This is a genomic window from Bradyrhizobium sp. USDA 4369 (assembly GCF_054056435.1).
In genome coordinates, this window is the sequence record NZ_JBSRYH010000002.1 from 58,419 (window position 1) to 82,135 (window position 23,717).

A 23,717-nucleotide genomic window follows, 5' to 3' on the forward strand; every position below is an offset into this window, starting at 1 on the left:
CAAATTCGCGATCAAGAGGTCTGGAAGGCGCCGAAGTCGGCTGTCCGTTGAGCGCCCAGACATCTTTCCCGATCGACGACCCCCGTCCCAACAACGACCCGCCGCCGTCCAGCGGCTAATGGCGTCCGTTGGAAACGGCGGCGGTGAGAGGTTCGCGGGAAACCTGAAAGTCGCCTTCGCCGCTGAATTTCTTCCGCATCATGCGCAGCAGCGAGCGCCCCTGCCGCTCGGTCACCGGATAGGCGGTCATCGGTTCCGGATCCTCCGGGAAGCTTGGGCCAACGACTTTGCGGACCGCTTGGATGCTCAAGCTGGCGCTCGCGCCCTCGAACAGAAGTTCATCGGTTGCGGGATGCCATACGCAAACGACTATTGCTAACATTGCGAGAGCTCTTTCTTGAAGGCCTGCCGTTTGTCGTACGTCTGCATGCTACTGGGGACACGGCCGTCCCTCCCCCTAGTTGGAGATTTCAAACGCGGATGAAAATGGCGCAAAAGATCGTCGTAGGCATCTAAAGATGCGTTGACAGCGTGGGGTCGGCGAGTCGCTTGGACGTGTCACTCGCCGCAGGGGCAGCGAGCCGACCAAGCCTCGGGACTGCCGGATAAGGCCTTTACAATTGGCAAGCGGCGGCAAGACCGCGACTCGACGCAACGCCGACGGACGCAACACTCGCGTCGGCTGGATTTGACATCCGGTCGGCCCTTCCGGAGCTATGTGAAGCTAAGCCGTCTTGCGTTCCCCATGGGCTCTTCAAAGACGCGTCGCGGATGTCCGGTCGTGAGCAGGCCAATAGGTTAGGGGGGTGACCCGAGAGGCCCATCCCATGGCTGCCGCCCCTGGGACCCCCGTTTCCGCCGACGACAGGGGCATCGGGCAGCGCCTCGGTATCTCCAGCCACAAATCGCTATAAGCCCGCTGGGGCAGACGGGTGGACCGGCAGGGCGGCATCCGCCCCCCGGCTCTCGCGCAGCAGGATCGTCGCGGCTGCCCCGAGGAAGGTCTACAACGAGCTCGTCGCATCCGGAGTCAGCGCCGTTTGGAGGAGGTATTAAAATACCTAATTTCGATCGGATCCAGTTTTCTGAATCCTATCCTCGGAGTTCTCTAATTAGTCCGGGGAGTAGCGGCGGATCTGCTACTTTAAGGCCATCGCTAAGGCCCTAATAAAGCAATCTTAACTAGCTTCTAGCACTAAATAAAAGAAAGCTACTTTTCTTTATTAGGAACTCTGCCGGTCCTGACCGCCAGGGCGGATCTCGAGTCCCGCGTGGAGCGCAAGCTGTACGCGGCGCTGCGCGGCGGGCGCGTATTCAAGGGCGATCTCGCGGTCTCCTACCAGCGGTTCGGCATATCGACGAAGACGCTGGACGTCTTGCGTTCCCCAGGAGCTCTTCAAAGACGCGTCGCGGTTTCCGGTCGTGAGCAGGCCAATAGGTCAGGCGGTAACCCGAGAGGCCCATCCCATGGCCGCCGACCCTAGGACCCCCGTTTCCGCCGACGACAGGGGCATCGGGCAGTGCCTCGGGTATCTCCGGCCACAAATCGCTAGAAGTCCGCTGTGGCAGACGGGTGCACCGGCAGAGCGGCATCCGCCTCCCCGGCTCCCATTTTCGAGCCAACCTAGGTCCTGCGGCGGTTGAGTGCGAAGCCGGCAGCTAGGGCGGCTATCATCGCGATCTGGGCCGCAACGGTCTGCGCGGTGGGAAAAAGACCTACCATCGACAGACGGGGTACTGCGCGCAGCGGCGCGATGCCGATGATGCCGGCCTCCTGCAGCGCGGATACACCCTTGCCGGCGAGCACGACCGTGAGAACCGCCATGAGCCAGGAGCTGTAGGTGAAGAACTTGCTGATCGGGAGCCGCCTGCTGTAGCGCAGCATCGCCCATGCGATGACCATCAGCGCGATGCAGGCGCTGAGCGCGCCAGCGAGGATCGCACCGCCGTTCCCCTGATGCCAGAGCGCGGCGTAGAACAGGATGGTCTCGAACACCTCCCGATAGACGACGACGAACGCGAGGACTAACAGAAACCAGGCCGAGCCGCCGGACAGCGCCTTCGACATCCTTTCGCGGATATACCGCTGCCACTGATCCGCCTGCGCCTTGCCGTGCATCCAGATGCCGACCGACAGCAGCACCACCGCCGCGAAGATCGACCCGAACCCTTCGGTCAATTCGCGGCTCGCGCCGCTGATCCCGATCACCCAGGTCGCGACGACCCAGGTGAGGAAGCCTGCGACGAGCGCGCCGATCCAGCCCGCGTGCACGTACGGCATGACTTCCATCCGTTCGGCTTTGCGGAGAAAGGCGATCATGGCGACCACGATGAGGAGCGCTTCGAGACCCTCGCGCAGCAGGATCGTCGCGGCCCCGAGGAAGGTCGACAACGAGCTCGTCGCATCCGGAGACAACGCCGCCTGCGCGTCGTCGAGGAGACCGTCCAGAACCCGAACGCGATCCGAGAGCAGGTCTGCGGTCTCACTCTGCACGGCCGCGCGATACTCCCCCATCAGTCCTTCGATCCGCTCCATCAGCGTGCGGTCGCTTGCGGTCAGCGCCGGCTCGATCGGCTCGAAGCCGTCCAGATAGGCGGATAATGCGAGCTCGCCAGCGCGTTTGCGATCCCCCGCCCGGACAGCCTCGACGCTCTCCGTCAAGCGTGTCCGGACAAGCGATAGCGCCCCATCCTGCTGCGCGACGGCCGCCGGATGGCGGCGCAGGTACGCGATGAGGGCGTCGGCTTTGTCCTGCCCGATCTTGGCGGCGAGCGCCGCGGGCATCGTTCCGATCAGCGTCTTCAGGTCAGGAAGAAGCCGATGAAGTGACGCATCCCTCTTCCAGAGGCGTTCGCCTTCCACCGCGGGGGCGTCCGGAAAGGCAAACTGGCCGACGTAGAACGCCAGCGCCCAGCGCTCATCGACCGGCAGTCCTTCGAAGCTCGCCATCGCCGTTCCGTCCAGCCCTTGCGTAATGACCTGATAGAGTCCGAACACGCTGCGCTGACGGGCACGGTCGGCATCCGTGAAGTCGACGGGAGGGGTATCCAGCTTGGCGGCCTCCGGGCCGTGACCGTCGCCGGCCTCTCCGTGGCAGGCTGCACAGTTCTGGACGTACAGCGTCGCAGCGCGCGCGAGATCAGGAGCTTTTGCCGGCGCAAGCGGCACGGGATAGGCCGCAAGGAGCGCGGCCGCCAAGCGGTGCGCGATCTCGGCAACCTGTTCGGGCTCGGCCTTTTCGGCGATCGCGCGCTTCAGTCTATCGGCTTCGCCGAGGAGCGTCTCCTTCTCGGGCTTCGGCGGGAGCGCCTGCAGCTTTTCGGCAACTGTAGCGGCAAACTCTTTCTGCTCCGCATATTCCGAAGGGCTGGACACCTGTCCGTGCGCCACCGCGCCTGCATAGTCGACCGCGATGTAGTCGAGCAGACGCCAGGTCGTCTCGACGTCGCCGGTTTCGGCCCTGGCCGCACCCAAGAGCACGAAAGCGACCACGGCGAAGAATGCGAAACGCAACGGTCCGGCTTTCACAACGATGCCTAATGAATCAATGGGGATAAGTTGGTACCGTCCGGGTACCGGCCGCTCAATTGGAGTTGCTCTAATCTGCTTGCAGATCACCTTTTGTTGAGAAGCCCCGACGCGTCCTCCGCGCGCCGCTGCGGCAACGAAGGGCGAGCATCATCATGGTGGTGTCGGTGGTGTCGTCGCCCACCTGTACGGCGTCGCCCCGAGGTGACCGCGAACGCCGATCGCTTAAAACCCCGCTATGCCCCGCCCGCGACAGGTTCCGGCGTTGGATCTGGTCACCCCTCTCTGCCGGAGGGTTTCAATCGCAGGGAAATTCGCGGGGAGTTCTCTCGAGGCTTGCGTTTACCTCTATCTCGGCCTGCCGGAAGAGTTCGTCCAGCGCCTTGCCTCCTTCCGCTACCGCTTGGTTCGAGGGGATACGGTCGCTTTGCGCGGCTTGAAGTGGCCCCCGCATGGAATCCCGGACCCTGTGGAGCCAAGTCACGGGACTGCTGTTTTCCAACGCGCGATCGACGAGCTGGCTGCGTATGATGCATTCGAGCGCAAGAATGCGCCCTTCCTTCAGTGCGTCCATCAAACTCCCCCGTGTCGGTAGCCGTCAGAAGAGTTCCGCCCGATGACACGACCTATACGCGGGATGAATCCGGGCACCTCGGCCGCGTACTTGTCGTAGCCTTCCCCGAACTGCGCCCTAACCGCACGCTCCTCGCTGCGGGCCAGTTTCACGTACATGGCGGCCAGCACCGGAAACATCGCAAGCGTGAGAATGGTGGGCCACTGGACGAGAAAGCCGAGCATCACAAGAATGAACCCGACGTATTGCGGGTGTCTTACGAAGCCATAGGGGCCGGTCGTGGCCATGCCACGGACCCGCTGCGCTTCGTAGAGCACTTTCCAGGCAGAGGAGATCAGCAGGAAGCCGGCGCCGATCAGGAGAAAACTCAGGATATGGAATGGTCCTGCATGCGGGTGGGCTTTCCAGCCGAACATCATCTCGAGAAGATGGCCGGCGTCGTGCGAGAACCAATCCACGTCGGGGAAGCGAGACTGCAGCCATCCCGACAGGAAGTATATGGTAAGCGGAAAGCCGTACATCTCCACGAACAGCGCGATCAAGAACGCGCTGAAGGCGCCGAACGAACTCCAGTCCTGCGGCGTCTGTGGTTTGAAGAAGGTGTATGCGAACAGGATGAAGATCGCCGAGTTGACGATGACCAGGCTCCATAGGCCGTAGGCGGGCGTCGCTTCGCTCATGACGACCTCGGTCCATCATTGGCGCCGTGTCGATCGTGGTGATGACCGCCATGCATGAAAAAATGCATCAACGGGCAAGCAAGAAGTGGCAGCCAGATCAACACGCCGAGCACGTGAGCCCGGTGCTCGGTGAACAGAAGGGCTCCGGCGACGATCAGGAATCCGAACAGCACTATGCCGGCTCGCGCCTTGACCGACATCCCTTCTCGCGCGCGCTGTTCATGTCCGGCGTAGTCTCTCGAAAGCATCTGCCTGTTCCCCTGACGATCTGAGAACATACGTCAGATGTGTTCTGTGCTTCTTGACCCACATCAACTTCACGTCGTGGTCTCGCCGGTGGGCGTTGTCGCGACATATCCGTACGCGTTTTCCTGAGGGCCTCACCGCGCCGGAAGGCTTGAGGACACGATAAAATTTGCGTCGCGCGAAGGCAAACAATCGATCCTCTTTCTTGATGTGAATCAAGATTCTCACGCGAGATCTGCGGTCTAAGAGCTTCATCTCACTTCACTTGAAAGTACACGGGAGAAGGACTCATGATCCGTCGTCAACTACTCGCCGCCACCATCGCCCTTGGCTTCGCCACGCTGCCCGCGGTCGCACAAACAACGACCTCGGACGAAAAGAACGGCCACCACTACTCCGGTGGACCCAAGACCGAGGTTCCGCATCACATGGGGGCCAAAGAGGACACGGGCCCGAAGGCCGCTTCCGATGGAGGAAGCCACCACTATACGGGTGGCCCGAACTCTCCGACGCCGCATCACATCGGACCAAAGAAGAACTAGCGCGACAACTCGGCTTCACTACCGCATCCAATTGCCTGCCCGGAAGGAGCTCGCCTTGTAGATTCTTCCGAGCAGCGGGCCGCCGGTAGGCTGGCGTCCCCTGCTCCGTCGAAGTCGTGGCTATTCGATGTGGCGATGAAGGCTCAGTTTGGCGGGATCCGCCTCTCGTCGCCGCGACCCTGCACGTCCCGTAAACTCTCTTCAGCGAGAACGTTCATGCCAGCCCTGATTGCCGACGAGCGGTGTTCCGTCCACTGCTTCGACGACTGCTCTCTCCCCTCCTCCTCGAAGAGCAGAAAATCGGCCGGCGACGAACCGATCGCGCATATGGGGAAGATCGTTCAGTACAAGCGGGGGGCCGAGATATTCGGCCAGGGCCAGCCCGCTCTCTACCTTTATCGCGTGCTGACCGGCGCCGTCAGGACCGTGTGGATATCCAACGGCGGCCGACGGCAAATTCGAGACTTCTACCTGCCAGGTGATTATTTCGGCCTTGAGATGGGAAGCGCGCACTCGCTGTCCGCTACGCGATCGGCGATACGCAAATAAGGGTCATCAATGTACACACGATCGCCAAATTGACTGGCCGTCGAAAGGACGTCACGCACCAGCTCCTTCAGGTGAAGGACGACGAACTCGTCCGTCTTCAGGATCAGACCCTTCTGCTCAACAAGACGGCTGAAGAACGCATCGCCTGGTTTCTCGTTCGAATGACGGCCCGCAGCGAGACACAGAAATTCATCACGCTGCCGATGCCACGCAAGGACGTCGCCGAGCACCTGGGTCTCACGATCGAGACGGTCTCACGAACGATGAGACAATTGGAAAGCGCAGGCCTGATCAAGTCGCTGAGCCGACGCCGGATCCAAGTCCTGAACGACAAGGCTCTCAGGAAGCTCGTTTCCTGAATTCGGCCGCGCTGCGGCTCATCCGCACAACGACCGCGGAGTAACTGGCCGCACGGAAGTCGAATGCTGTAAGAAATTTCCTCGCACGGCGTCTATCTATCGCGCTCATTTGTTTCCGGTCGACGCACGTCATCGTCGCCCGTCCCTCACGATGGATATCGCCCTGCTTCTCCGAGCCCTGCGGTCGCACGCCGAACCCGAGAACAATCGTGCCATTCGGCAGGTCACAGTGCACAACGCTGCGATCGATCGCGTCCGTGCGTTATTGATGCTACTGGTGCTCCTGCATCACGCCGTCATTCCCTACACCTACTTTGGAGGGACCGACGCTGAGAAGTGGATCGGCTTCGATACGATCGTGCTGGCCAACGACAGTTTCTTCATGGCTATGTTCTTCTTCCTTTCGGGGCTGTTCGTGTGGCCGGGCCTGGCTCACAAGGCAGCTCCGGAGTTTCTGTCTCAACGCTTGGTCAGGCTCGGGCTACCCTTCGTAATCGCCGTCTTCACCATCATTCCCCTCGCCTACTATGCTCTCGAACTGCGGCAGACTCCGGATATCAGCTTTGGCGAATTCTGGTTAAAAACGATCACTGTTGGGCCGTGGCCAAGCGGACCGGTCTGGTTCCTCTGGGTGCTATTGGCGTGCGATGTCGTGGCGTGCGCCCTCAGCCGAGTGGCGCCCCGTTTGTTGGACCCGGTGAACCTGCTATCGGTACGCAGTTACGATCGGCCGCATGAGTTCTTTGCAATCCTGGTGGTCATCACTGGAGCGGCCTATATCCCGTTGCGCGTCTACTTCGGCGCCGGTCATTGGTTTGAGTTCGGCCCGCTTTCCGTACAGGCGAGTCGCGTCTTGCTCTATCCGAGCTACTTCTTCCTCGGTGCCGCCGTCGGCGCGGCCAATTTGGACCGCGGCCTGCTCGGCACGAATGGGCAGCTCCAGAGATCTCGCTTGAGTTGGGCGCTCGCCGCCATCGTTACATATTGCCTGCTGTGGGTCCTGATTTACGTGAAGCGGGAGCACCTCGGCAATCCCGTGTGGCTGCCCGCCTGGTATGAGGTGAGCTACGGCTTTCTGTTTGTCGTCTTTAGCGCAGCGATCATGTTCGCCTTACTCGGTCACTTTCTCAGACTGAACCGATCCGCCTTGCCTCTGCTGGATTCGATCCGACCATATGCATATGGCATGTTCCTGGTGCACTACCCGATCGTGCTCTGGATTCAGTACGGTCTGTTCGACGTGGACCTTGACGCAATTGCCAAAGCGCTCATCACGTTCGTGCTGGCCGTTTTGCTCAGCCTGGCCACGACGGCAGTCTTGCGAGCTCTCCCCGGCGCGCAGCGGGTGCTGTAACCTTCACTTCTACGCATGCAGTCGTCGCGGGATGGCTCACGTCGGCGCAAACGCGGCTGGAGGCCCTGAATCGGGTCAACCACGGCTCCGCACTTGCGATAGACCTTTGGAAGCACTCATGCCACCGTTCTCTCCGACAGGAGCGTGATGGGCTGCCGCGTGTCACCGCGGGCGACCTGCAAGCAACTCCCGATGGACGCCGCGCAATGGACGTAAAGCGCGAAGCGCGGTCCTGCGGTCGGCGCGGAGCGGGATTCAGCACGGGACCTATGGCCGGTCGCAGCGACACGCCCAAAAGCTTTCTTCACGGCAGATCACGCATCTGCTTTCGAGGCGCTCCTTCAACGCCTGACGAGCACGATAAAGGCGCACCGTAAGATTGTTCACCGTTATTCCGAGATCGGCCGCCACCGCCTCCCTCGACTCGCCGCCAAGATCCACTCGTCGGATGACCTCGGCATGTTCCGACTTCAGCGATAGCAAGTGCGCGTAGAGGCATTCGCACGCCAGTTCGACTTCGGTAACTGCCGCAAGTCGATCGCTTAGTTCGGTGGAGAGTGGTGTCTCTCTGATCTTGTGTCGCGATGTCTGCCGGTGAAAATCGGCGATGGTTGTCGCCAAGACCTTGCTGAGCCAACCGCGCACCGACTCCGCATCTCTGACGTCGGCGGACCGCTCGAGCGCCTTCAAGACGAACACCTGCAGCACCTCCTCCGCATCCGCGACCGAGTTGAAGCGCCTCTGAAGATAATTCCGCAGACGATCGTAGCTGTCCACGATCGCCGTCCGAACCGCAGTGCGCGCGGTTGCCGGCGTCCGTACCCCATGCGGGTTCGCAGCGACCAATAAGTTATCGCGCGCCGATTTCATCTCGATCGCCCGGGTGCGACACCTGCGACCGCGTTGTGATCGCCGCATGGACGAGACGCCTCTTGCGCAAGAGATAGCGCGAGCGGAATCCCGATCACGGCGGCTGCAGCCGAAAGGTCGAAGACGACGGAAGCCAGGCCTCGCGACGCGAGATGTCCCGCGGATGATAACTCCTCGGTCTGGCCGAGACCGATTTCGGCCGCCCAACAGTCAAGCGTCGTTGGCACGCGTGGTACAAGTTCGCCTTCGGAGCGTTCCGTCCCAATTCTGAATTCATGCAGTCCCATGGTCCACACCATCGGGGAGAACTTCGTTGCAGGTCCCCGGCCGATATCTCCAGGCCTGATCACACCGCGGTTGCCGTCGGGGCCGATTCACCGATCCGCCCCGACGGCCGCGGTCATTTCGCCTTCTGAAGCTTGGTGATCGTGATGCCACCGGTCTGTCGTTCGACCTCGAACTGGACCTTATCGCCGGCCTTGACCTGCTTGAGCATCGACGGATCGGAGACCCGGAAGACCATGGTCATCTCCTCGTCGTCCATATTCAGGCTCTTTATCGGGCCATGCTTCAGGGTGATCTTGCCGGCGCCCTCGTCGACCTTTTTCACTTCTCCGGTGACGAGGTTCGCTTGCGCGAACGCGGCGACGGGAGCGACCGCGATGGCGACGGCAAACAGTGCGGATCTCACGGATAACTTCAACATCCTACTCTTCCTCTTCTTCTTGCTATGGCCGACTTACTTCACGACGATCTTTCCGATCATGTTGCCCTCGCGGTGACCCGGAATGAGACAGGCGAATTCGAACTCGCCGTCCTTGCTGAATTTCCAGACCAGCTTCGGCGCGAGCCGCTTCGCGTTCGGGTCGTCATGCTCCATGTCCGGATTTTTCCTCATCGCTTCGGCGTGCTTGAGATTCTCCGCGGGGGTCGCGAGTACGAATTCGTGGTCGAGTTCTCCGCTGTTCCGCAGCATGAACTTCACTTGTTCGCCCTTCTTCACCTCGACCCTGTTCGGCACGAAAGCCATCTTGCCGCCGGGCTCGCCCATCGTGATCGGCACGATACGGGCCGGCTTTTTGGGGTCGCCAGGTTCGCCTGCGGAATACGATTGTTCATCGTGTTGATGCCCATCGTGATGACCGGGGCCGGCCAACGTTGCGGTCGAAAGGGACATCGTCATCGCGACTGCGGCGATCACATTGGTGTAGTTCTTCATCGCTTGTCTTCCTTGCTGGGGTTTCATGCTCGGTGTCTTCAGGCGTCTCATCCCTTCATTCCCTTCATCGGCATCCGATGGCCGCCGTCCGGTCGGCCGTCTTGCCGCGATGGCGCCGTAGCCGGCGTCTCGATTTCGTAGGCAACCGTTCCTTGAGGAAACTTGTACGGACCCGGATCGCTGTAGTCGTCGCGCGCCATGCCTTCACGGATCTTTACGACCGTGAACATGCCGCCCATTTCGATCGGGCCGAACTGTCCGGACCCCGTCATCATGGGCAGCGTGTTGTCGGGAAGCGGCATCTCCATTTCGCCCATGGCCATGCCGGTCGACCCCATCGCCATCGAATCCGGGGCGAGCCTCTTCACCGCTTTCGCGATATCTTTCTTCGAGACGCCGATGAGAGTTCTGAGATCGTGCCCCATCGCATTCATCGTGTGATGCGACTTGTGACAGTGGAACGCCCAGTCGCCGGGGTTGTCGGCCAGAACTTCGAAAGCCCGGATCGATCCCACCGGGACATCAATCGTGGTCTCGGGCCACTGCGCGTTCTCCGAAACCCAGCCCCCGTCCGTGCCGCTTACCGAAAAGCTGTGCCCGTGAAGGTGGATCGGATGGTTGGTCATCGTGAGATTGCCGATCCGAACGCGCACGCGATCGCCGAGCCTCACGGGCAAGGGATCGATTCCGGGAAAGACGCGCGCATTCCACGACCACATGTTGAAATTCGTCATCTCGGTGACCTTCGGCACGTAGGTCCCCGGGTCCATGTCGTAGCTGCTCATGACGAAGACGAAGTCGCGGTCGACCGGCCGGAAGCGTGGGTCCTTGGGGTGGACCACGAACATTCCCATCATGCCCATCGCCATCTGGACCATTTCGTCCGCGTGCGGGTGGTACATGAAGGTGCCGCTGTGCTTGAGCTCGAACTCGTAGACGAACGTCTTGCCCGGATTGATGTGGGGCTGTGTCAGACCGCCGACGCCGTCCATGCCGCACGGCAGGATCATGCCGTGCCAATGCACGGTCGTGTATTCCGGCAGCTTGTTCGTGACGAAGATGCGGACCTTGTCGCCTTCGACGGCCTCGATCGTCGGCCCCGGCGTCTGGCCGTTGTAGCCCCAGAGGTGAGCCTTCATGCCGGGTGCGAATTCACGAACGACAGGCTCGGCGACCAGGTGGAACTCCTTCCAATCCCCGTTCATCCGCCAAGGCAGCGACCAGCCATTGAGGGTCACGACGGGTCGGTACTCTCGTCCGCTCGTCGGATACAGTGGCGGTTGGCTCGTCACCTTGTCTGTCGTGGGCGCCTCGGGAATGCTCGCCGCCTGCACGCGTCCGGAGACCATGCTCGCGCTCGCAAGCGCCGTTGCGGTGCCGAGAAAGTTTCGTCTCGATATCATGCTCATCTCCTCATCCTCCGCTCGCCAACGAATTGGTCGATGGACGGCTCTCTGGTTGATTTTCGGAACGGCCTCCGCCGTCGACCACGCTCTGCAGGTCGGAGTGGGCCAGCCAGAAGTCGCGTCGGGCATCTATGGAAGCTCGCTGCGCGGCGATCCGCAGCTTGGCTTCCGCCAGCAACGCAAAGACGTCGATCTGCATGCTGCCGTAACGCAGTTGCGCCTCATCCGAGATGATGTTTCGCAACGGCACCACCTCTCGCTGGTAGTGGCCGGCAATATCGTAGGTGGAGCGGTAGACCCGGTATGCGTCTCGCGCTTCGGAACGCACGTTCACTGCCTTCTCGGTCAGCCGATTGAGGGCGATGTTGTAACTTTCGGCGGCCTGGCGGACGCGCACCTCGCCGCCATCGAAGATCGGGATCTGCAACTGAAGATCGAAGCCGCGTTGTCGGAACGGCGCTCCTTCGGGCTCCTTGGTCTTCCGGCTGATGCCGGCGAGATCGAGCAACGTGACGAAGCGCGTCGCCTCCGTCAGATTGAGCGCCTTCGCCAGAAGATCGAGTTCGATGCGAGCCATCTGAAGGTCGACGCGACGTCCTACAGCCTCTACTTCGATGTTCGGGAGCGACTTCGGGCTACGTGGTAGTGCAGGCAAAGCCTTGGGGAGCTTGAAATCGACCTGCCCGCCCCAGACGCCGAGCAGTCGTGCCAGCCGTTCCCGTGCGGACGTGGCTTGTTGCCGGGCGGTAGCGAGATCGGCGGTGATTTCCGCGTAGAAGACCTGTTCGCGAGCCTGATCCAACTTGTTCAGACCACCGGTTTGCCCGAGCTTCTCCGCGAGCTGGGCGATGGTCTCGGCCGTCGTCTTCGTGTCGGACAGGAGAGCTGCCAGCTCGCTGGACCCGGCTGCCTGGTAGTATGCCCGTCTCACGTCGGCAGCCAGACGCAGTGTCTCCAACGCTGCACGCAGTTGCGCTTCATGGAATCGTCGTCGGGCGATTTCCGAGCGGAACGGCAGCGTCGCCAACGCGAGGATGTCCCCGACGACTTGACGCTCGAACTCGAATCCGCCGTCCCCCGATATGCGGGAAAGGGAAAAGGTGGGATTAGGCGGCAGGCTTTGCTCGATCGCGTCGGCTTCGGCCAGGGCGAGCTCGTTGTAGGCGGCCTGGAGGCCCCGATTGTTCAGCAACGCGATCTGGACCGCGGACTCCACCGACAAGGTCCGGCGTAGGAGCTGCGTCACCAGGGCATCGGCTCGTTCGCCGTCTTCGACGGATCGAACGGCAATCACATCCTTCCTGATCGTATTGGACACGACGTCGGCGACGCCGGACATGCCCGCATCCGGAGAGAATGCGGCGCAGCCCGAAAGCAGCAGCGCGAACGACAGCGCAACGATTCCTGGCCTCGATGTGGAAATGAGCGAGGTACGGTTTGAAGTGGCAAGCTGCATGCCTTCCCCTACTTTTCGTTCTTCGGCGCAGGTGCCACGCGCTGGTTCTGCTCCCGCCATCCGACCGGCGCCGCTGGCCGGAGACTGACGTAGGGCCTGGTCGTGGGTGCATATCCGACGCGGGCCACCTTGGCCGTCGGGTCTGCTGGATCCGGATTTTTGACGGGCGTCGTGACTGCACAGCCGGCGAGAAGCGGGCAGAGCAGACCGATCAGAATCGCGCGCTTTGCGATCGCGCGCCTAGATTTCATTCGCGAGAATGCATTCGATGCGGCGGCGTCATTCGCCACCATTTGCGCCAACATAGATTTCCCCTGATAAGCACGGACGTACGACTACTCGCGCCCCGAAAAGGAGCGCGACTGCCCATCAATTGCGTGCTTTCAGGCTATTGGCGGCCGATAAAGCGGACCGAGCGCTTCGCCGGCGCAAACGGAGTCCGGCTTGAGTTCGCACCGGGATTGCAGAGGCGCGAACTGGAGGAGTGAAGGCGATTTAGGAGAGACCGCGCTAAGACACAATACGGAGCCGCAGCAATTGCCATGCTGGTCGTCAGAATCGCGATCGACGGGATCGGACGCCGGCGCAACCTCCTGGTGTGAATGGCTGGCTACCTTATCACCACCATGGCTGTGCTGCTGTCCGGACGCACCATGCTGATGGTCGCTGAGGGCATGCTGGTGATCATGACCGTGCTGGTGGCTATGGCCATGCTGATGATCGTGCGCGTGATCGGCGACCTGAGATCGCTGAACCAACAGTTGGGCGAGATCGGCGGGAAGCGGGACCGCCAGAGAGGGGGGTCAGCGAGCCAAGCAGATACGTGATGGCGACAAACCACCCCCACCACCTGCGCGCTGGCCTCGTTAGTCTAATCATCCCATTTCCGTCGGTCGAACGCGCGAAATATAGCTCCTATTACGCACCGCGCCAATAGCGGAACGTCATTGCCGGCGATCGGCCAAGCGTGATGTTCCGCAGTCACCGGTTCCTCCTCGGTTTCTTACGGGGCGTGATCCGGGACCCCGCTGCGACACCGGCTTCAGGGTAGACATAGGGCTGAGGAAGAATGTCGATCAATCGTCCCGGGCTGGTCCGCGCCTCGCTGGGCCAGTAGCGTCGGTCCGAGATGGTCACACCGGCGTGAGCATCGACCGCAGCCATGGACACGATCAGCAGCAACGAAAGACACCAAAGTCGCCCCTGCCCAATCGGCATCGCTTCATTGGCGTCGGGCACACTGGCGCTCGGAGCCATGATCTCAACTTTATGATAGCGGCACATACGCCGCACAAAGTTGATCCAGATCAAGAATCGGCTTGAAAGGCGTCGGGCAACTTGAATCAATGGTGCTTGAACCATCCAACACCTTTGATGTCGTTGAACGAGTCGGTGCGGTGGCAAAGGAAGCATTGCTCGACGCTGGCATGTTCCTGTCCCGTGATCGATCGGTCCATCATGACGAAGTGATGCATGTAATGGCTTGGCGGAGCCTGATGGCATTGCGCACATTCCTTGGAGGTAGGAGACGGATGGAGAAACTGCGGAATACTCCACGAAGCCAGCGCGTGGCAGCCGCCGCATTCGCGTCCAAGCAATCCGCGGTGTGGGTCTCGGTTGCTATGGCAACTCGCACAATCGAGATCGGTCTTTTCCGCTTCGTCAGACTTCGGGACTTTCAGGAAATCCTTAAGGTCCGAGATCATCTGACCGGTGATCGAGTTCGCCGAAGCGCCGCGCTCTCGGGAAAAGCCGCCGATCCGCAGGAGCATTGCGTGATCCATCTTGGTCGGACGGGCGCCACCCGCATGTTCGAGATGACACCCTCGGCACTCTTTGCTCGTCGCGTGGAACGCCGTCGCCTGCTTTCCCAGGTCCGCAGCGGCCGTCGTATGGCAGGCGATGCAGGCGGAAGTCTCGACGCCCCTCACCGGCGTGTGACAAGTTTCGCATTTGTCGGCCAGGAACGCGTGTTTTTCCGAGAGAGGTCCGGGAACTACTGCATCCCTCCACCCCACAACGGACGACGACCCGCCTTTGTACAGCGCCGCGGATACCGCTGCCACGCCGGCGACGGCGAGCGTGATGCACACGCTGTAGACGATAGCTCTGAAGCTCACGCGAGCCACCGAAGTCCGTAGTAGACCTCTCCGGCAATATGCAGCGCCAGCATCGCGTACATCGCGATCGCAGCGATTACGTGAACACCGATCCACTGCATGAAGACCTTCTTGATGGCCTCCTGGGATCCGATCGAATATTCGATGTCCGAAATGCCCTCGACGACCTGCAGTATCGGGACCTCCTGCACAGCCGATGCGCTTGCCGGAGGCGCAACGCCGGGATCACCGATCTCACTCTCCGCAAGGGCAAGCGCGGTCCGATCGTAGGTGGCCCGTAGCGTAGCGAGGCGGGATTGTTGTTCGCGGATCTCGGCGGCAGTCTGCGGCAGGTAGTACCGCCCCACGAAGCCGGTCACGACCACGACGAGCATGCTGACGATGAGCGCGATTCCCAGCGGGCTTTGAAACTTGTGTCCCGTATGGAGGAGCGCGAGGAAGGCCGCGACTATCCCGGCGTAGACGTGAAATTCCAACAGCGTGCGCATGGAGACGATACGGCCGAGAAGAGGCTTGAAGCCGCGCACGTACTTCGCAAGGGGGTAGATGAGAAGGAGCACCATCAAGCCGGCTGCTGATGCTCCCAAAGCGAAGCCGGCCAGGCTTCCCGCAAATCTCGGATCGGAGTGGAGAAGAAACGCCGGAGCCAGCAGCAAGAGGCTCGCGAAGACGATATCGACGATCAATCGCTCCCTGCCGCCCATCTCAAGCCTCGACGACCAGATTCCCAACCGACTTCGCCTGGCAGGCCAGTATCATCCCCCCCGCCTTGTCCTCCTCGGTAAGGGCGTCCTGGACTTCCATCGTGACGCTGCCTTCGATGAGGTGGGTCTTGCAGATACCGCAGGTGCCCGCACGGCAGGAATAGTCGATCGAGACGCCGATGGACTCGGCGACTTCAAGCACGCTCTTGTCCGGAGGCAACGGAGCTGCCTTGCCGGACTTGGCAAACCGGATGGAGGCCGTCGCCGGGCCGATCGAAGGCGTCCCGCCCTTGATCTCGGACTCCCCACTTTCGATAACCGTCCGTCCCGGAGGCGGCACGGCGCCGAGCGCGGGTCCGAACGCCTCCGACTTGACTTGCTCCGGCGGTACGCCAAGTTCGACGAGCGTCTTCTTGAGTGCCTGCATCATTCCAGGAGGGCCGCATAGATGGACGCGCCGCTTGGACAGATCGGGGACCGAGCGCGCAAGAAACTCGGCCGTGATCTGGCCCTCGCTCCCCATCCAGGTCGTACCTGCCGCCCGCGCCATGGTGGCGGCAACGTGGAGGTTGTTCATCCTGCGTTGCAGATACTCCAGTTCGTCACGAAAGATGAACTGCTCGGTCGTCTGCGCGCCGTAGACCAGATAGACCTCCCCGGGCCAGGAAATATCGAAGAGATATCTAATCGCTGCCATCAATGGGGTAATACCGACCCCTCCACCGATAAGCACGACACTGTCTGCCTCCTTGCCGGTGAAAGTGAAGGCCCCGGAAGGCGCCATCACGTCCAACAGATCGCCTTCCTTGATTTCGTCGTGCATGTACTCGGAGAACACGCCTCCATCTTCGCGCTTGATTGTCGTCTCCACGTAGGCCGTCTGAGCCGCAGAGGACGCGATCGTGTAGGATCGTCTGACGGTCTTCGCGTCGATCTGTGCGGAGTAGGTCAGAAACTGGCCCGGCAGGAATTCGAAGGGAATGGCGCCGCCTTGCGGATTCTGGAGCCGAAAGGTCCTAGAACTCGGCGTCTCGTTGAAGATGGCGCAGACCTTCAATTTGCCTTTCCAGAGCCCTCTCCCCTTCGTTGGCTCGCCGCCGGCTGAAGTCGCCGCGGCCGGCGCAATGGTCTCCTGGATCCGGGCGGCGGCGCCTGCTGCGGGGGCTGCAGCGACCGTGGCCTTTGCTCTCGGCGCATCAGCCGTCGGAATCACGGGTGCCGGCATCGATCCGGATGCGGCGACCGGCGACCGAGTCAGCCGATCGACAAGCGCGTTGGCCCGACGCATGCGCACGGCATAGACGGCCAGCATGCCGAACGAGACGATCGCGAGCAGGCCCATCGTGATGACGTGGAACCACGAAACGCCCAGCACTCCGTCGGAGGAAGGGCGCTCCGATTGCGAAAGATTCATCTGGCTCTTGAACCAGTTCTGCGCGATCTGCTGCGGAGACTTTCCTTCCTCGAGCGAGCGCAACACGATCACGCCGCTCTGCACCTGGTTGAGTGCCTCCCGAATTTGGCGCGAAGCAAGATCCGCTTCGATGGCCTTGCCTGACGCGAGGGCGTGCCGCAGCGCCATTTCCGCGTTGGCCATGCCATCGATTTCGGCGCCGATCCGCGCGCGAGCCTGAGATTCGAGCTCGCGCCGGCGCTCGGCGGAAAGAGCGGGCATTTCCATCAACGACGGATAGAATTCCTTACGCGGGCGTCCCATCATCTCGCCCATCATACCCATCATGCCAGAATTCGACTCGCTCGGCACCGCTGCGGGCGCCGAGCCTCCCGACGGTGGGCTTGCCATAGGCGCACCGGCGCTTCCCGTATCGGAGCTATTCGGGTGGTGCGCGGAGTGACCATCCCCGCCTTCCGCCAAGCGCCATGCCGAACGTGTCTCGGCAGGCTCGCCATGTTGGCGTGCATCCCCCGGGACCAACCCGGGGAGTGAGGGCGACGCCGCCAGCCCGGCCGTCGCAAGAAGCGAAGCGCAAAGGATCACCGCTCGCAAAGCAGCGCTACGTCGGGAGGCAAATTTGGGCATCGATACGATCGTCGTTTTTCAAGCATGCCTTCGTCAGAACGTCGCGATCAAAGGCAGCAGGATGGAATCCGCCGTCTGCTTTTGCCCGTCACTGAGCGATCCGTAGAGCCGACTGAAGGCGGTGCGAGCCGATTTGATCGCCTCCAAACGCTCGTTCAGGTGCTGCTCATACCGAACGATGCGGTTGGGCCCCGTCATGTTGTCGTCCATGACAAGCTGCTTTCGCGCCTCCAGCAGGTGTTGCCGACTCGAACGCAACGCATCGGCCAACAGATTCCAGTCGGCCAATTGCTTGTCGTTGATCTGCAACTCGGTTTTGAGGAAAGAGATACGACCTTCCAGCCGCTCGGTGACGTCCATGGGACCGCTCGCCGAGACACCCGCTCCCATGCCGCTGCCGGACGGCAACATCCGATTGTGCATTCGCTCCATCATCTGCATCATCTGCATCATGCCGGAGTCCTGCTGCTGGCCCGGCATCTGACCTGGCCCCTGCATCTTCATCTTGTCGTCTGCCGACCCGCCGCTCGCAGCGCCGGGTTGGGACATGTTTCCCATGCTCGAAGGGTTCGACGAATCGGACTTCATCTTCATGTCGTCCATCATCGCGAGCCGCTCACGTCCATTCGCAGCGACTTCGGCCGACGCCAGCCCAACCGAAACAAGACTCATGACGATGATCGTCGCCGCAGTCCCCATGAACCTTTTCGCAGTCACCATAATCTCCTCCAACTTTCAGTCAGACAAATGTCGACCGCCTCCCTAACCAACTCGAGTGCGACTAATCTTGAGGTAGATCAACAACGCGGTTGATAGCTTCGCGTGTTACGCTGCACTGTCTAATATAGACGCGCGACCCGTCAAAAAATTACACTCGTCTCGCGACAGCGACTTCGCTATTAGCATCGAACCTTCGAAGCGATCTGATTTCAGGAACAGTCGATGCACGCCGCCACCAACTCGCAGCTCGCAACACCCAAAGACTTGCTCGGCGACGATCCAACGCGCCCAGCCCGCTCGCCGGAAGGCGGCGATGCGCTGCAAGCATACGCTCGAGATCTGCTAGAGCGCTCGATCCTGTTCTGGGACACGCTTCGGCAACGAGCGGACAACCTGATCGAACACGAACGGCAAGGATCTCCGCCCCTGCTCGACTTCCGCTTCGAGACGATCGTTGACGCTCGCCAGTTCGAACGCCCCGTCAACTACGTGCTGCTTCGCATCCTCGATGAGAATGTGGACACCGGATCGGAGGCGAAACCGCCTGTGGTGGTCTTGGATCCGAGGGCAGGACATGGACCCGGCATCGGCGGATTCAAACAGGACTCCGAGGTCGGCATCGCGCTGGCGGAGGGCCATCCGGTCTATTTCGTATCCTTCTTCCCTCAGCCGTGTCGCGGCCAGACTCTCGCCGACGTCTTGCACGCACTTCGGCGCTTCGTCGAGGCGGTGAGCACCCGGCATCCGGGGCAACCACCAATACTGTACGGAAATTGCCAGGCCGGTTGGGCGGTGACCCTGCTTTCCGCGGACTGCAGCGGTCTCGTCGGCCCCGCGGTACTCAACGGCTCCCCGCTCTCATATTGGTCGGGCGAAGCCGGCGTGAATCCGATTCGGCTCGCAGCGGGATTCAACGGCGGAGCCTGGCTCGCACACCTCGTTGCCGATCTCAGCGATGGAAGGTTCGACGGCGCGTGGCTTGCCCAGAACTTCGAGAGCCTGAAGCCCGAGGCGCAGTGGGAGAAATACGTCCAACTGTTCACGCATATCGATCGAGAAAGCGAACGCTTTCTCGAATTCGAACGCTGGTGGGGAAGCTTCTTCTTCCTGAGCAAGGAAGAGATTCTGGCGATCGTCGAAAACCTCTTCATAGGCAACCAGCTCGAGGGCGGCCGCTTCCGCATCTGCGAGCATTGCGTTGCCGATCTGCGCCGTATACGGAACCCGCTGATCGTGTTCGCGTCCTACGGCGACAACATCACGCCGCCGCATCAGGCGCTCGGCTGGATTCCCATCGTGTACCCGACGACTGGGGATTTGATCGAGGCCGGCCAACGTATCGTCTATTTGACGAATCCGCACGTGGGTCATCTTGGGATCTTCGTCTCCGGCAAAGTGGCCCAACGCGAACATCGCGCCATTCTCGCCAGCCTTCCGGACATCGAAGGCCTGGCGCCCGGTCTGTATGAAATGAAGATCGAGGATCGCGCCCCCTCGGACAGCCTGTCGAATCTACCTTTTGCAGTGCGGTTCGAATCCCGGAAGGTCGAAGATCTCAAGTTTCCTCGTCCGGATCCCGCCTTCGCGCGCATCGCGGACTTCTCCGCGATGACTGAAAGCATCTATAGCGCCTTCTTCAGCCCTCTCGTTCGGGCGAGCTCCAATCCCTTCTTGGCGGAAACCGCCAAATGGCTTCACCCGATGCGGATGAGTCGATATGTCTTTTCGGCGTCCTTTTCGCCTTGGCTTTACGGCCTGCCAAGCCTTGCGAAGGCGATCCGTGACGACCGCTCGCCCCTTTCAGACGACAATCCCTACCTCAAGAGCGAGCGCACCCTCTTCGATCTCGTCACCACGCTGATCCAGACGGCCCGATCGAATCGGGACGCCTCTTTGGAGCGCATGTTCCAGGTCCTGTATGGGATACCAACCTCCCGCGACACCGGATCGTCGCCCTAGAGCTCCGCCCCATCCGCCTCATCGGCGGCTGGCTTGCGCCGCTGCCAAGGCAGCCGACCTTCGATCTCGATCTGAAGGGAGAAGCTTAAGAACGTACGGATCGCGATGATTACCGCGAGAATTCCGAGTCGATCGAACGACGGTACGATCGCGACCATTCCGATGATATCTGCGGCGATCAGGAACTCCAACCCGAGCAAAATGCCTCGACCAAGGTTCGCCCGGTACGACCGAAATGCATCGACAAATGCTCCCTGCCCCATTTCGCGAAGCGCAAACGCCGTCGCAGTCACGACGCCGCCCACGATTACCAGCACTCCAAGCAGTTCGATTGCGGATGCGGTCCAATGAAGGCCGTGCAGGATCGCGCCCTGCGTCTGGTCGGCGAAGATTCGCTCGGAAGTTATCATGCCGACCTCAAAGCAAACCGAACGTCACGATTCGACATTGCCGCCCGATGAATTCGATCTTTGGCCGGACGACAAGCTCTTGTCGACCTGCTTTGACCAGGTTCGATAGTACGCAATCATCGTCAGGATCCACAGGCCCACGCCTCCGACCAGGAGCTGGGCCAACAAGCCTTCCGAACCGAAGTCCAGAACGAAATGGGCGATGAAGGACAGGAACAGCCCTACGCAGAACACGGGCAGAGATTGCTGCCCGCACCTGATCAGCGGCTGAAGGATGGGCCATTGAAGGCCGGGCCAATCGACGGGAATCAGCGATATGCCGGTGAATACCAGGCTGGCCAAATGCGCGACTCGGTAGGGAGCAAGATTGGTCTTGTCGTTTGGAATGAACATTCCGGCGGCGACCTCGGGAATGTAACGTTGCAGTTCCGGGATTCGCTCGGCCAGCGAGACCATCAGGGCAAACAGAAGAAACGCGACGCTCAGAGCCAGGATGAAGGGCGACCGAAGTAGGGCACTGCACGCGGCGGCTCCTCCAAGAGCAAGCCACGCACCGGCGACGAAAAGCAACTGCCATGTGAGCGGGTTGAAGTACCAGACCCCCGAGGGATAAGACGCAAAATTCCAGTCGTAGTGACGCGCAGCGAGGTACAGCGCGATCGAACCGATCATAACAGCGTTGCGCCATCTGAGCATGAACCACAGCACAATCGGGAATGCCGCCATCAGCACGATATAGAGTGGCAAGACGTCCAGGTTGAGCGGCTTGAATTTCAGCATAAAGCCTTGCGTGAGGGTTTCGACCGGGAAATCCATCAGCAGTTTGACATTGAACTGGTCCATCAAGTGCGGCGTATCGAACTTGTGCGCGAAATAGTGCACTGACGTCAGATACACGAAGAACAGCAGGAGATGAGCGACGTAGAGCTGCCACACCCGACGAAGGAGCCTGGTCGCACCTATCACGAAGCCATGCTCCATCATGATCCTCCCGAACACGAACGTCGCGGTGTAGCCGGAGATCAGCACGAACAAATCGGCGCCGTCGCTGAAGCCGTAGTTTCGCGTCGTAAACCACGCCAGGACCGAATCGGGAATGTGGCCCAGGAAGATCAACCAATTCGCGAGACCCCGAAACAGGTCCAGTCGGAGATCTCTCTGCGGTTTCGGCAGCCCGAACCTTAGGGTCGTCGCCTCCCGGAAGCGCTCCTGTATGAAGATGGCAATCTGTAGCGTCCAGCCTCCAGTCTTTTCGTCAGCCAATCCTAGCTTCCTCACTTCTTTCGCTGCCGGCCCCGCGCACCGACGGAGAGACGATCGGCGTTCTCCCTTCGCGGCTCGCCGTCAGGCTGGCAGCGATCCAGCGGTGTTCGGTGAAAAAGCGCAGCGCCAATGGGAACCGCGTAGCCAAATACGCGTAGACCAAATATTTGATAACCTTGCCGACAAGGATAGCGACGAAGACGTCCGCGATCGGCAGCCGATAGATCCCCGCTACCGCAAGCATGGGCAACTTGGGGAAAGGCAACGGCAAAGCCATCAGTCCGAATATCGCCATTAGACCGTATTTTGATAGCCAATCGGTAGCTTGTAGCCAGGCTTGCGAGCCTGCGAGGTCCGGAAAACGGGCGAGCAAGAGATTCCAGCCGAAGTGGTGAAACGCGAGATACAGGCCGAGCGAAGCGATCGCGCTTCCCATCGCGGCAATCGAAGCGATCAACATCCATCTGCGTCGGTTGGCCAATGAAGCAGCGACGACCAGCCACTCCACGGGCACGCTCATCGACAACGCGGAGATAAATGCCGTCAGCCCGACCAACGGAACGAACGACCTGCGCTCGGCTCGGGCGAGCACCATAGCGACAACCTTATGCGTCGTCGCGTGAACGATCATCTTCCCTCCGGTGAGCGAACCTTTGCGAAGCGGATTCGCTCAGGACGTTTGGAAGCGATTCCCGCCCTCGCCTCCGCTATACGGCGCGTGCTATCGGCGCGGGAGTAGATGGTCGATGAGAGGCTCATACGGATCCAGGATGTCTCGGCTGCCGGAACGTGAGCTGGTGACGCGAACCGACGATGTTGATTCGGCAGCGCCCAATATGGATCAATTTTCGACTAGCCACATCATGCACCATCTTAATGCTCGAACTCTGTCGTCGCGCGAGTGTTATCCCCGCTGCGACGACAGAGTATGCCCGACAGTCCGGGGCTTATCTTGAGCTGCCGGGCGAGCGAGTGCAGCGGTCCGGATCGTCGTCACGCTGCGGGCGTACGATGATCCAATTCAGCGTTGCGGCCATTGCGCCTTTCCTATCCTCGAAATATCGATGGCCGATCGCAATGCCGACAGACCGCTTTGTGAACGGTCTTGACCACTCTCAGATGCGCAGCCAATCGCCAAGAAAAACTTTTTGCTCAGATCGGCGTAATGAATCGACACGTCGTTCGTCGCAAACGATGCTGAGCTGAGTGAAAAAGAATTTGAACGAACTCTGTAAGAATACATCGTCTCTTGCGTCGCGTCTCCGCGCCTTCAATTTGTGCATCGACTACATCATCCACACGACGATTATTGATCTCGCTCAACTACTCCGACCGATGTTCGCGCTGCATTGTCTCCGCTTCAGACATCTGGTTTGATCGCTTGCGATCATCATCAAGACCGAACAGGAGAATCATATGAACGCGCGCAAGTTGCTCGTGGCCACCACCGTTTTGTCCTTCGCCATCGCCCCCGCCATGGCACAAACGACTCCATCGAACGATGGTGGTCACCACTATTCGGGCGGGCCGAAGACGGAATCGCATCACATGGGCAAGAAGAAAAGCACGGGGTCGAAGAGCGGATCGGGCGGCAGCCATCACTACGGCGGAGGTCCCAAGACGGATGTGCCGCATCACATGGGCCCCAAGAAGGATCAGTGATCGCAGGGCAGTGATCCTTCGGTCCGAACGCGTCGGATCACTGCCGTCGGTCGG

The 23,717-nt window shown here is 60.8% G+C and carries 25 protein-coding genes; 7 read left to right on the plus strand and 18 right to left on the minus strand.

The genetic code is table 11. The features are described 5' to 3' along the window. Positions 1 to 115: 115 nt before the first annotated feature. The 5 genes from ACVIJ6_RS38265 to ACVIJ6_RS38285 form a co-directional block, all read right to left on the minus strand. The gene (locus ACVIJ6_RS38265) at positions 116 to 250 is read right to left on the minus strand and encodes a hypothetical protein (protein ID WP_283805916.1); all 135 of its coding nucleotides are present in this window, start codon (positions 248 to 250) and stop codon (positions 116 to 118) included. Positions 251 to 1,624: 1,374 nt separating this feature from the next. Beyond that, positions 1,625 to 3,514, minus strand: coding sequence for a cytochrome c/FTR1 family iron permease (locus ACVIJ6_RS38270; RefSeq protein ID WP_028132980.1), 1,890 nt, complete (start codon positions 3,512 to 3,514; stop codon positions 1,625 to 1,627). A 313-nt stretch (positions 3,515 to 3,827) separates the two neighbouring features. Next, complete coding sequence (locus tag ACVIJ6_RS38275; protein ID WP_028132981.1) at positions 3,828 to 4,103, minus strand: hypothetical protein; 276 nt, start codon at positions 4,101 to 4,103, stop codon at positions 3,828 to 3,830. Beyond that, complete coding sequence (locus ACVIJ6_RS38280; protein ID WP_028132982.1) at positions 4,103 to 4,783, minus strand: methyltransferase family protein; 681 nt, start codon at positions 4,781 to 4,783, stop codon at positions 4,103 to 4,105. The genes ACVIJ6_RS38275 and ACVIJ6_RS38280 overlap by 1 nt, the downstream gene beginning before the upstream one ends. Continuing rightward, positions 4,780 to 5,061, minus strand: coding sequence for a DUF2933 domain-containing protein (locus ACVIJ6_RS38285; RefSeq protein ID WP_409880751.1), 282 nt, complete (start codon positions 5,059 to 5,061; stop codon positions 4,780 to 4,782). Before ACVIJ6_RS38285 ends, ACVIJ6_RS38280 begins: the two co-directional genes overlap by 4 nt. A 258-nt stretch (positions 5,062 to 5,319) precedes the next feature. Here ACVIJ6_RS38285 and ACVIJ6_RS38290 point away from each other — a divergent pair, with 258 nt between their 5' ends. From ACVIJ6_RS38290 to ACVIJ6_RS38305, 4 genes are all read left to right on the plus strand, one after another. Next, on the plus strand, positions 5,320 to 5,571 hold the full coding sequence (locus tag ACVIJ6_RS38290) for a hypothetical protein (RefSeq protein ID WP_080672070.1): 252 nt from the start codon (positions 5,320 to 5,322) through the stop codon (positions 5,569 to 5,571). Positions 5,572 to 5,787: 216 nt separating this feature from the next. Further along, complete coding sequence (locus tag ACVIJ6_RS38295) at positions 5,788 to 6,120, plus strand: cyclic nucleotide-binding domain-containing protein (protein WP_250173579.1); 333 nt, start codon at positions 5,788 to 5,790, stop codon at positions 6,118 to 6,120. Positions 6,121 to 6,191: 71 nt separating this feature from the next. Further along, positions 6,192 to 6,479: a helix-turn-helix domain-containing protein gene (locus ACVIJ6_RS38300; protein WP_250173578.1), complete on the plus strand. Its 288-nt coding sequence runs from the start codon at positions 6,192 to 6,194 to the stop codon at positions 6,477 to 6,479. A gap of 151 nt (positions 6,480 to 6,630) precedes the next feature. After that, on the plus strand, positions 6,631 to 7,833 hold the full coding sequence (locus ACVIJ6_RS38305) for an acyltransferase family protein (RefSeq protein ID WP_456777199.1): 1,203 nt from the start codon (positions 6,631 to 6,633) through the stop codon (positions 7,831 to 7,833). Between the two features lie 267 nt (positions 7,834 to 8,100). Here ACVIJ6_RS38305 and ACVIJ6_RS38310 read toward each other — a convergent pair whose 3' ends face one another. The 5 genes from ACVIJ6_RS38310 to ACVIJ6_RS38330 form a co-directional block, all read right to left on the minus strand. Beyond that, entirely contained in the window at positions 8,101 to 8,610 is a 510-nt protein-coding gene (locus ACVIJ6_RS38310; RefSeq protein ID WP_245269293.1) for an RNA polymerase sigma factor, read from the minus strand. Between the two features lie 493 nt (positions 8,611 to 9,103). Then, complete coding sequence (locus tag ACVIJ6_RS38315; protein ID WP_028132987.1) at positions 9,104 to 9,409, minus strand: copper-binding protein; 306 nt, start codon at positions 9,407 to 9,409, stop codon at positions 9,104 to 9,106. Between the two features lie 33 nt (positions 9,410 to 9,442). After that, positions 9,443 to 9,922 (minus strand): cupredoxin domain-containing protein, encoded by a 480-nt coding sequence (locus tag ACVIJ6_RS38320; RefSeq protein WP_028132988.1) that lies wholly within the window; start codon positions 9,920 to 9,922, stop codon positions 9,443 to 9,445. A gap of 47 nt (positions 9,923 to 9,969) precedes the next feature. Continuing rightward, the gene (locus tag ACVIJ6_RS38325; RefSeq protein WP_028132989.1) at positions 9,970 to 11,325 is read right to left on the minus strand and encodes a multicopper oxidase family protein; all 1,356 of its coding nucleotides are present in this window, start codon (positions 11,323 to 11,325) and stop codon (positions 9,970 to 9,972) included. 10 nt (positions 11,326 to 11,335) lie between these two features. Then, the gene (locus tag ACVIJ6_RS38330; protein WP_028132990.1) at positions 11,336 to 12,784 is read right to left on the minus strand and encodes a TolC family protein; all 1,449 of its coding nucleotides are present in this window, start codon (positions 12,782 to 12,784) and stop codon (positions 11,336 to 11,338) included. A 602-nt stretch (positions 12,785 to 13,386) separates the two neighbouring features. On the opposite strand from ACVIJ6_RS38330, the gene ACVIJ6_RS38335 reads away from it, so the two are divergent. Then, entirely contained in the window at positions 13,387 to 13,611 is a 225-nt protein-coding gene (locus ACVIJ6_RS38335; protein WP_456777200.1) for a hypothetical protein, read from the plus strand. A gap of 154 nt (positions 13,612 to 13,765) precedes the next feature. On the opposite strand, the gene ACVIJ6_RS38340 is transcribed toward ACVIJ6_RS38335, so the two are convergent. The 5 genes from ACVIJ6_RS38340 to ACVIJ6_RS38360 all read right to left on the minus strand — a co-directional run bounded on the left by ACVIJ6_RS38340 (position 13,766) and on the right by ACVIJ6_RS38360 (position 18,369). Beyond that, positions 13,766 to 14,095 carry a hypothetical protein gene (locus ACVIJ6_RS38340; protein ID WP_028132993.1) on the minus strand — a complete coding sequence of 110 codons (330 nt, stop codon included), beginning with the start codon at positions 14,093 to 14,095 and terminating at the stop codon, positions 13,766 to 13,768. A 32-nt stretch (positions 14,096 to 14,127) separates the two neighbouring features. After that, positions 14,128 to 14,904 carry a cytochrome c3 family protein gene (locus tag ACVIJ6_RS38345; protein ID WP_028132994.1) on the minus strand — a complete coding sequence of 259 codons (777 nt, stop codon included), beginning with the start codon at positions 14,902 to 14,904 and terminating at the stop codon, positions 14,128 to 14,130. After that, on the minus strand, positions 14,901 to 15,608 hold the full coding sequence (locus tag ACVIJ6_RS38350; RefSeq protein WP_028132995.1) for an iron reductase: 708 nt from the start codon (positions 15,606 to 15,608) through the stop codon (positions 14,901 to 14,903). Before ACVIJ6_RS38350 ends, ACVIJ6_RS38345 begins: the two co-directional genes overlap by 4 nt. 1 nt (position 15,609) lies before the next feature. Then, positions 15,610 to 17,337, minus strand: a complete 1,728-nt coding sequence (locus tag ACVIJ6_RS38355) for an FAD-binding oxidoreductase (protein ID WP_454652788.1) — start codon at positions 17,335 to 17,337, stop codon at positions 15,610 to 15,612. Positions 17,338 to 17,682: 345 nt separating this feature from the next. Then, positions 17,683 to 18,369, minus strand: a complete 687-nt coding sequence (locus ACVIJ6_RS38360; RefSeq protein WP_028132997.1) for a Spy/CpxP family protein refolding chaperone — start codon at positions 18,367 to 18,369, stop codon at positions 17,683 to 17,685. A 222-nt stretch (positions 18,370 to 18,591) separates the two neighbouring features. Between ACVIJ6_RS38360 and ACVIJ6_RS38365 the strand changes: the two genes are divergently transcribed. Continuing rightward, a complete protein-coding gene (locus tag ACVIJ6_RS38365) occupies positions 18,592 to 20,328 on the plus strand; it encodes a DUF3141 domain-containing protein (RefSeq protein WP_049819830.1) in 1,737 nt (578 codons plus the stop codon). Here ACVIJ6_RS38365 and ACVIJ6_RS38370 read toward each other — a convergent pair. From ACVIJ6_RS38370 to ACVIJ6_RS38380, 3 genes are all read right to left on the minus strand, one after another. Then, complete coding sequence (locus ACVIJ6_RS38370; protein ID WP_409889543.1) at positions 20,325 to 20,645, minus strand: DUF1622 domain-containing protein; 321 nt, start codon at positions 20,643 to 20,645, stop codon at positions 20,325 to 20,327. The two genes, ACVIJ6_RS38365 and ACVIJ6_RS38370, sit on opposite strands and share 4 nt — an antisense overlap. A 117-nt stretch (positions 20,646 to 20,762) precedes the next feature. Then, entirely contained in the window at positions 20,763 to 22,001 is a 1,239-nt protein-coding gene (locus ACVIJ6_RS38375) for an OpgC domain-containing protein (protein ID WP_049819831.1), read from the minus strand. Next, positions 21,994 to 22,632 (minus strand): YqaA family protein, encoded by a 639-nt coding sequence (locus tag ACVIJ6_RS38380; protein ID WP_049819832.1) that lies wholly within the window; start codon positions 22,630 to 22,632, stop codon positions 21,994 to 21,996. Before ACVIJ6_RS38380 ends, ACVIJ6_RS38375 begins: the two co-directional genes overlap by 8 nt. Before the next feature lie 785 nt (positions 22,633 to 23,417). On the opposite strand from ACVIJ6_RS38380, the gene ACVIJ6_RS38385 reads away from it, so the two are divergent. Beyond that, complete coding sequence (locus tag ACVIJ6_RS38385) at positions 23,418 to 23,663, plus strand: hypothetical protein (RefSeq protein ID WP_028133000.1); 246 nt, start codon at positions 23,418 to 23,420, stop codon at positions 23,661 to 23,663. Positions 23,664 to 23,717: the final 54 nt, after the last annotated feature.

Coding starts and splice junctions, on each gene's coding strand:
- ACVIJ6_RS38335 (WP_456777200.1), top strand. CDS start 13,387: ATGGCTGGCTACCTTATCACCACCATGGCTGTGCTGCTGTCCGGACGC.
- ACVIJ6_RS38305 (WP_456777199.1), top strand. CDS start 6,631: ATGGATATCGCCCTGCTTCTCCGAGCCCTGCGGTCGCACGCCGAACCC.
- ACVIJ6_RS38295 (WP_250173579.1), top strand. CDS start 5,788: ATGCCAGCCCTGATTGCCGACGAGCGGTGTTCCGTCCACTGCTTCGAC.
- ACVIJ6_RS38325 (WP_028132989.1), bottom strand. CDS start 11,325: ATGATATCGAGACGAAACTTTCTCGGCACCGCAACGGCGCTTGCGAGC.
- ACVIJ6_RS38380 (WP_049819832.1), bottom strand. CDS start 22,632: ATGATCGTTCACGCGACGACGCATAAGGTTGTCGCTATGGTGCTCGCC.
- ACVIJ6_RS38320 (WP_028132988.1), bottom strand. CDS start 9,922: ATGAAGAACTACACCAATGTGATCGCCGCAGTCGCGATGACGATGTCC.
- ACVIJ6_RS38365 (WP_049819830.1), top strand. CDS start 18,592: ATGCACGCCGCCACCAACTCGCAGCTCGCAACACCCAAAGACTTGCTC.
- ACVIJ6_RS38385 (WP_028133000.1), top strand. CDS start 23,418: ATGAACGCGCGCAAGTTGCTCGTGGCCACCACCGTTTTGTCCTTCGCC.
- ACVIJ6_RS38355 (WP_454652788.1), bottom strand. CDS start 17,337: ATGGGCGAGATGATGGGACGCCCGCGTAAGGAATTCTATCCGTCGTTG.
- ACVIJ6_RS38330 (WP_028132990.1), bottom strand. CDS start 12,784: ATGCAGCTTGCCACTTCAAACCGTACCTCGCTCATTTCCACATCGAGG.
- ACVIJ6_RS38290 (WP_080672070.1), top strand. CDS start 5,320: ATGATCCGTCGTCAACTACTCGCCGCCACCATCGCCCTTGGCTTCGCC.
- ACVIJ6_RS38360 (WP_028132997.1), bottom strand. CDS start 18,369: ATGGTGACTGCGAAAAGGTTCATGGGGACTGCGGCGACGATCATCGTC.
- ACVIJ6_RS38350 (WP_028132995.1), bottom strand. CDS start 15,608: ATGGGCGGCAGGGAGCGATTGATCGTCGATATCGTCTTCGCGAGCCTC.
- ACVIJ6_RS38275 (WP_028132981.1), bottom strand. CDS start 4,103: ATGGACGCACTGAAGGAAGGGCGCATTCTTGCGCTCGAATGCATCATA.
- ACVIJ6_RS38280 (WP_028132982.1), bottom strand. CDS start 4,783: ATGAGCGAAGCGACGCCCGCCTACGGCCTATGGAGCCTGGTCATCGTC.
- ACVIJ6_RS38315 (WP_028132987.1), bottom strand. CDS start 9,409: ATGTTGAAGTTATCCGTGAGATCCGCACTGTTTGCCGTCGCCATCGCG.
- ACVIJ6_RS38285 (WP_409880751.1), bottom strand. CDS start 5,061: ATGTTCTCAGATCGTCAGGGGAACAGGCAGATGCTTTCGAGAGACTAC.
- ACVIJ6_RS38265 (WP_283805916.1), bottom strand. CDS start 250: ATGACCGCCTATCCGGTGACCGAGCGGCAGGGGCGCTCGCTGCTGCGC.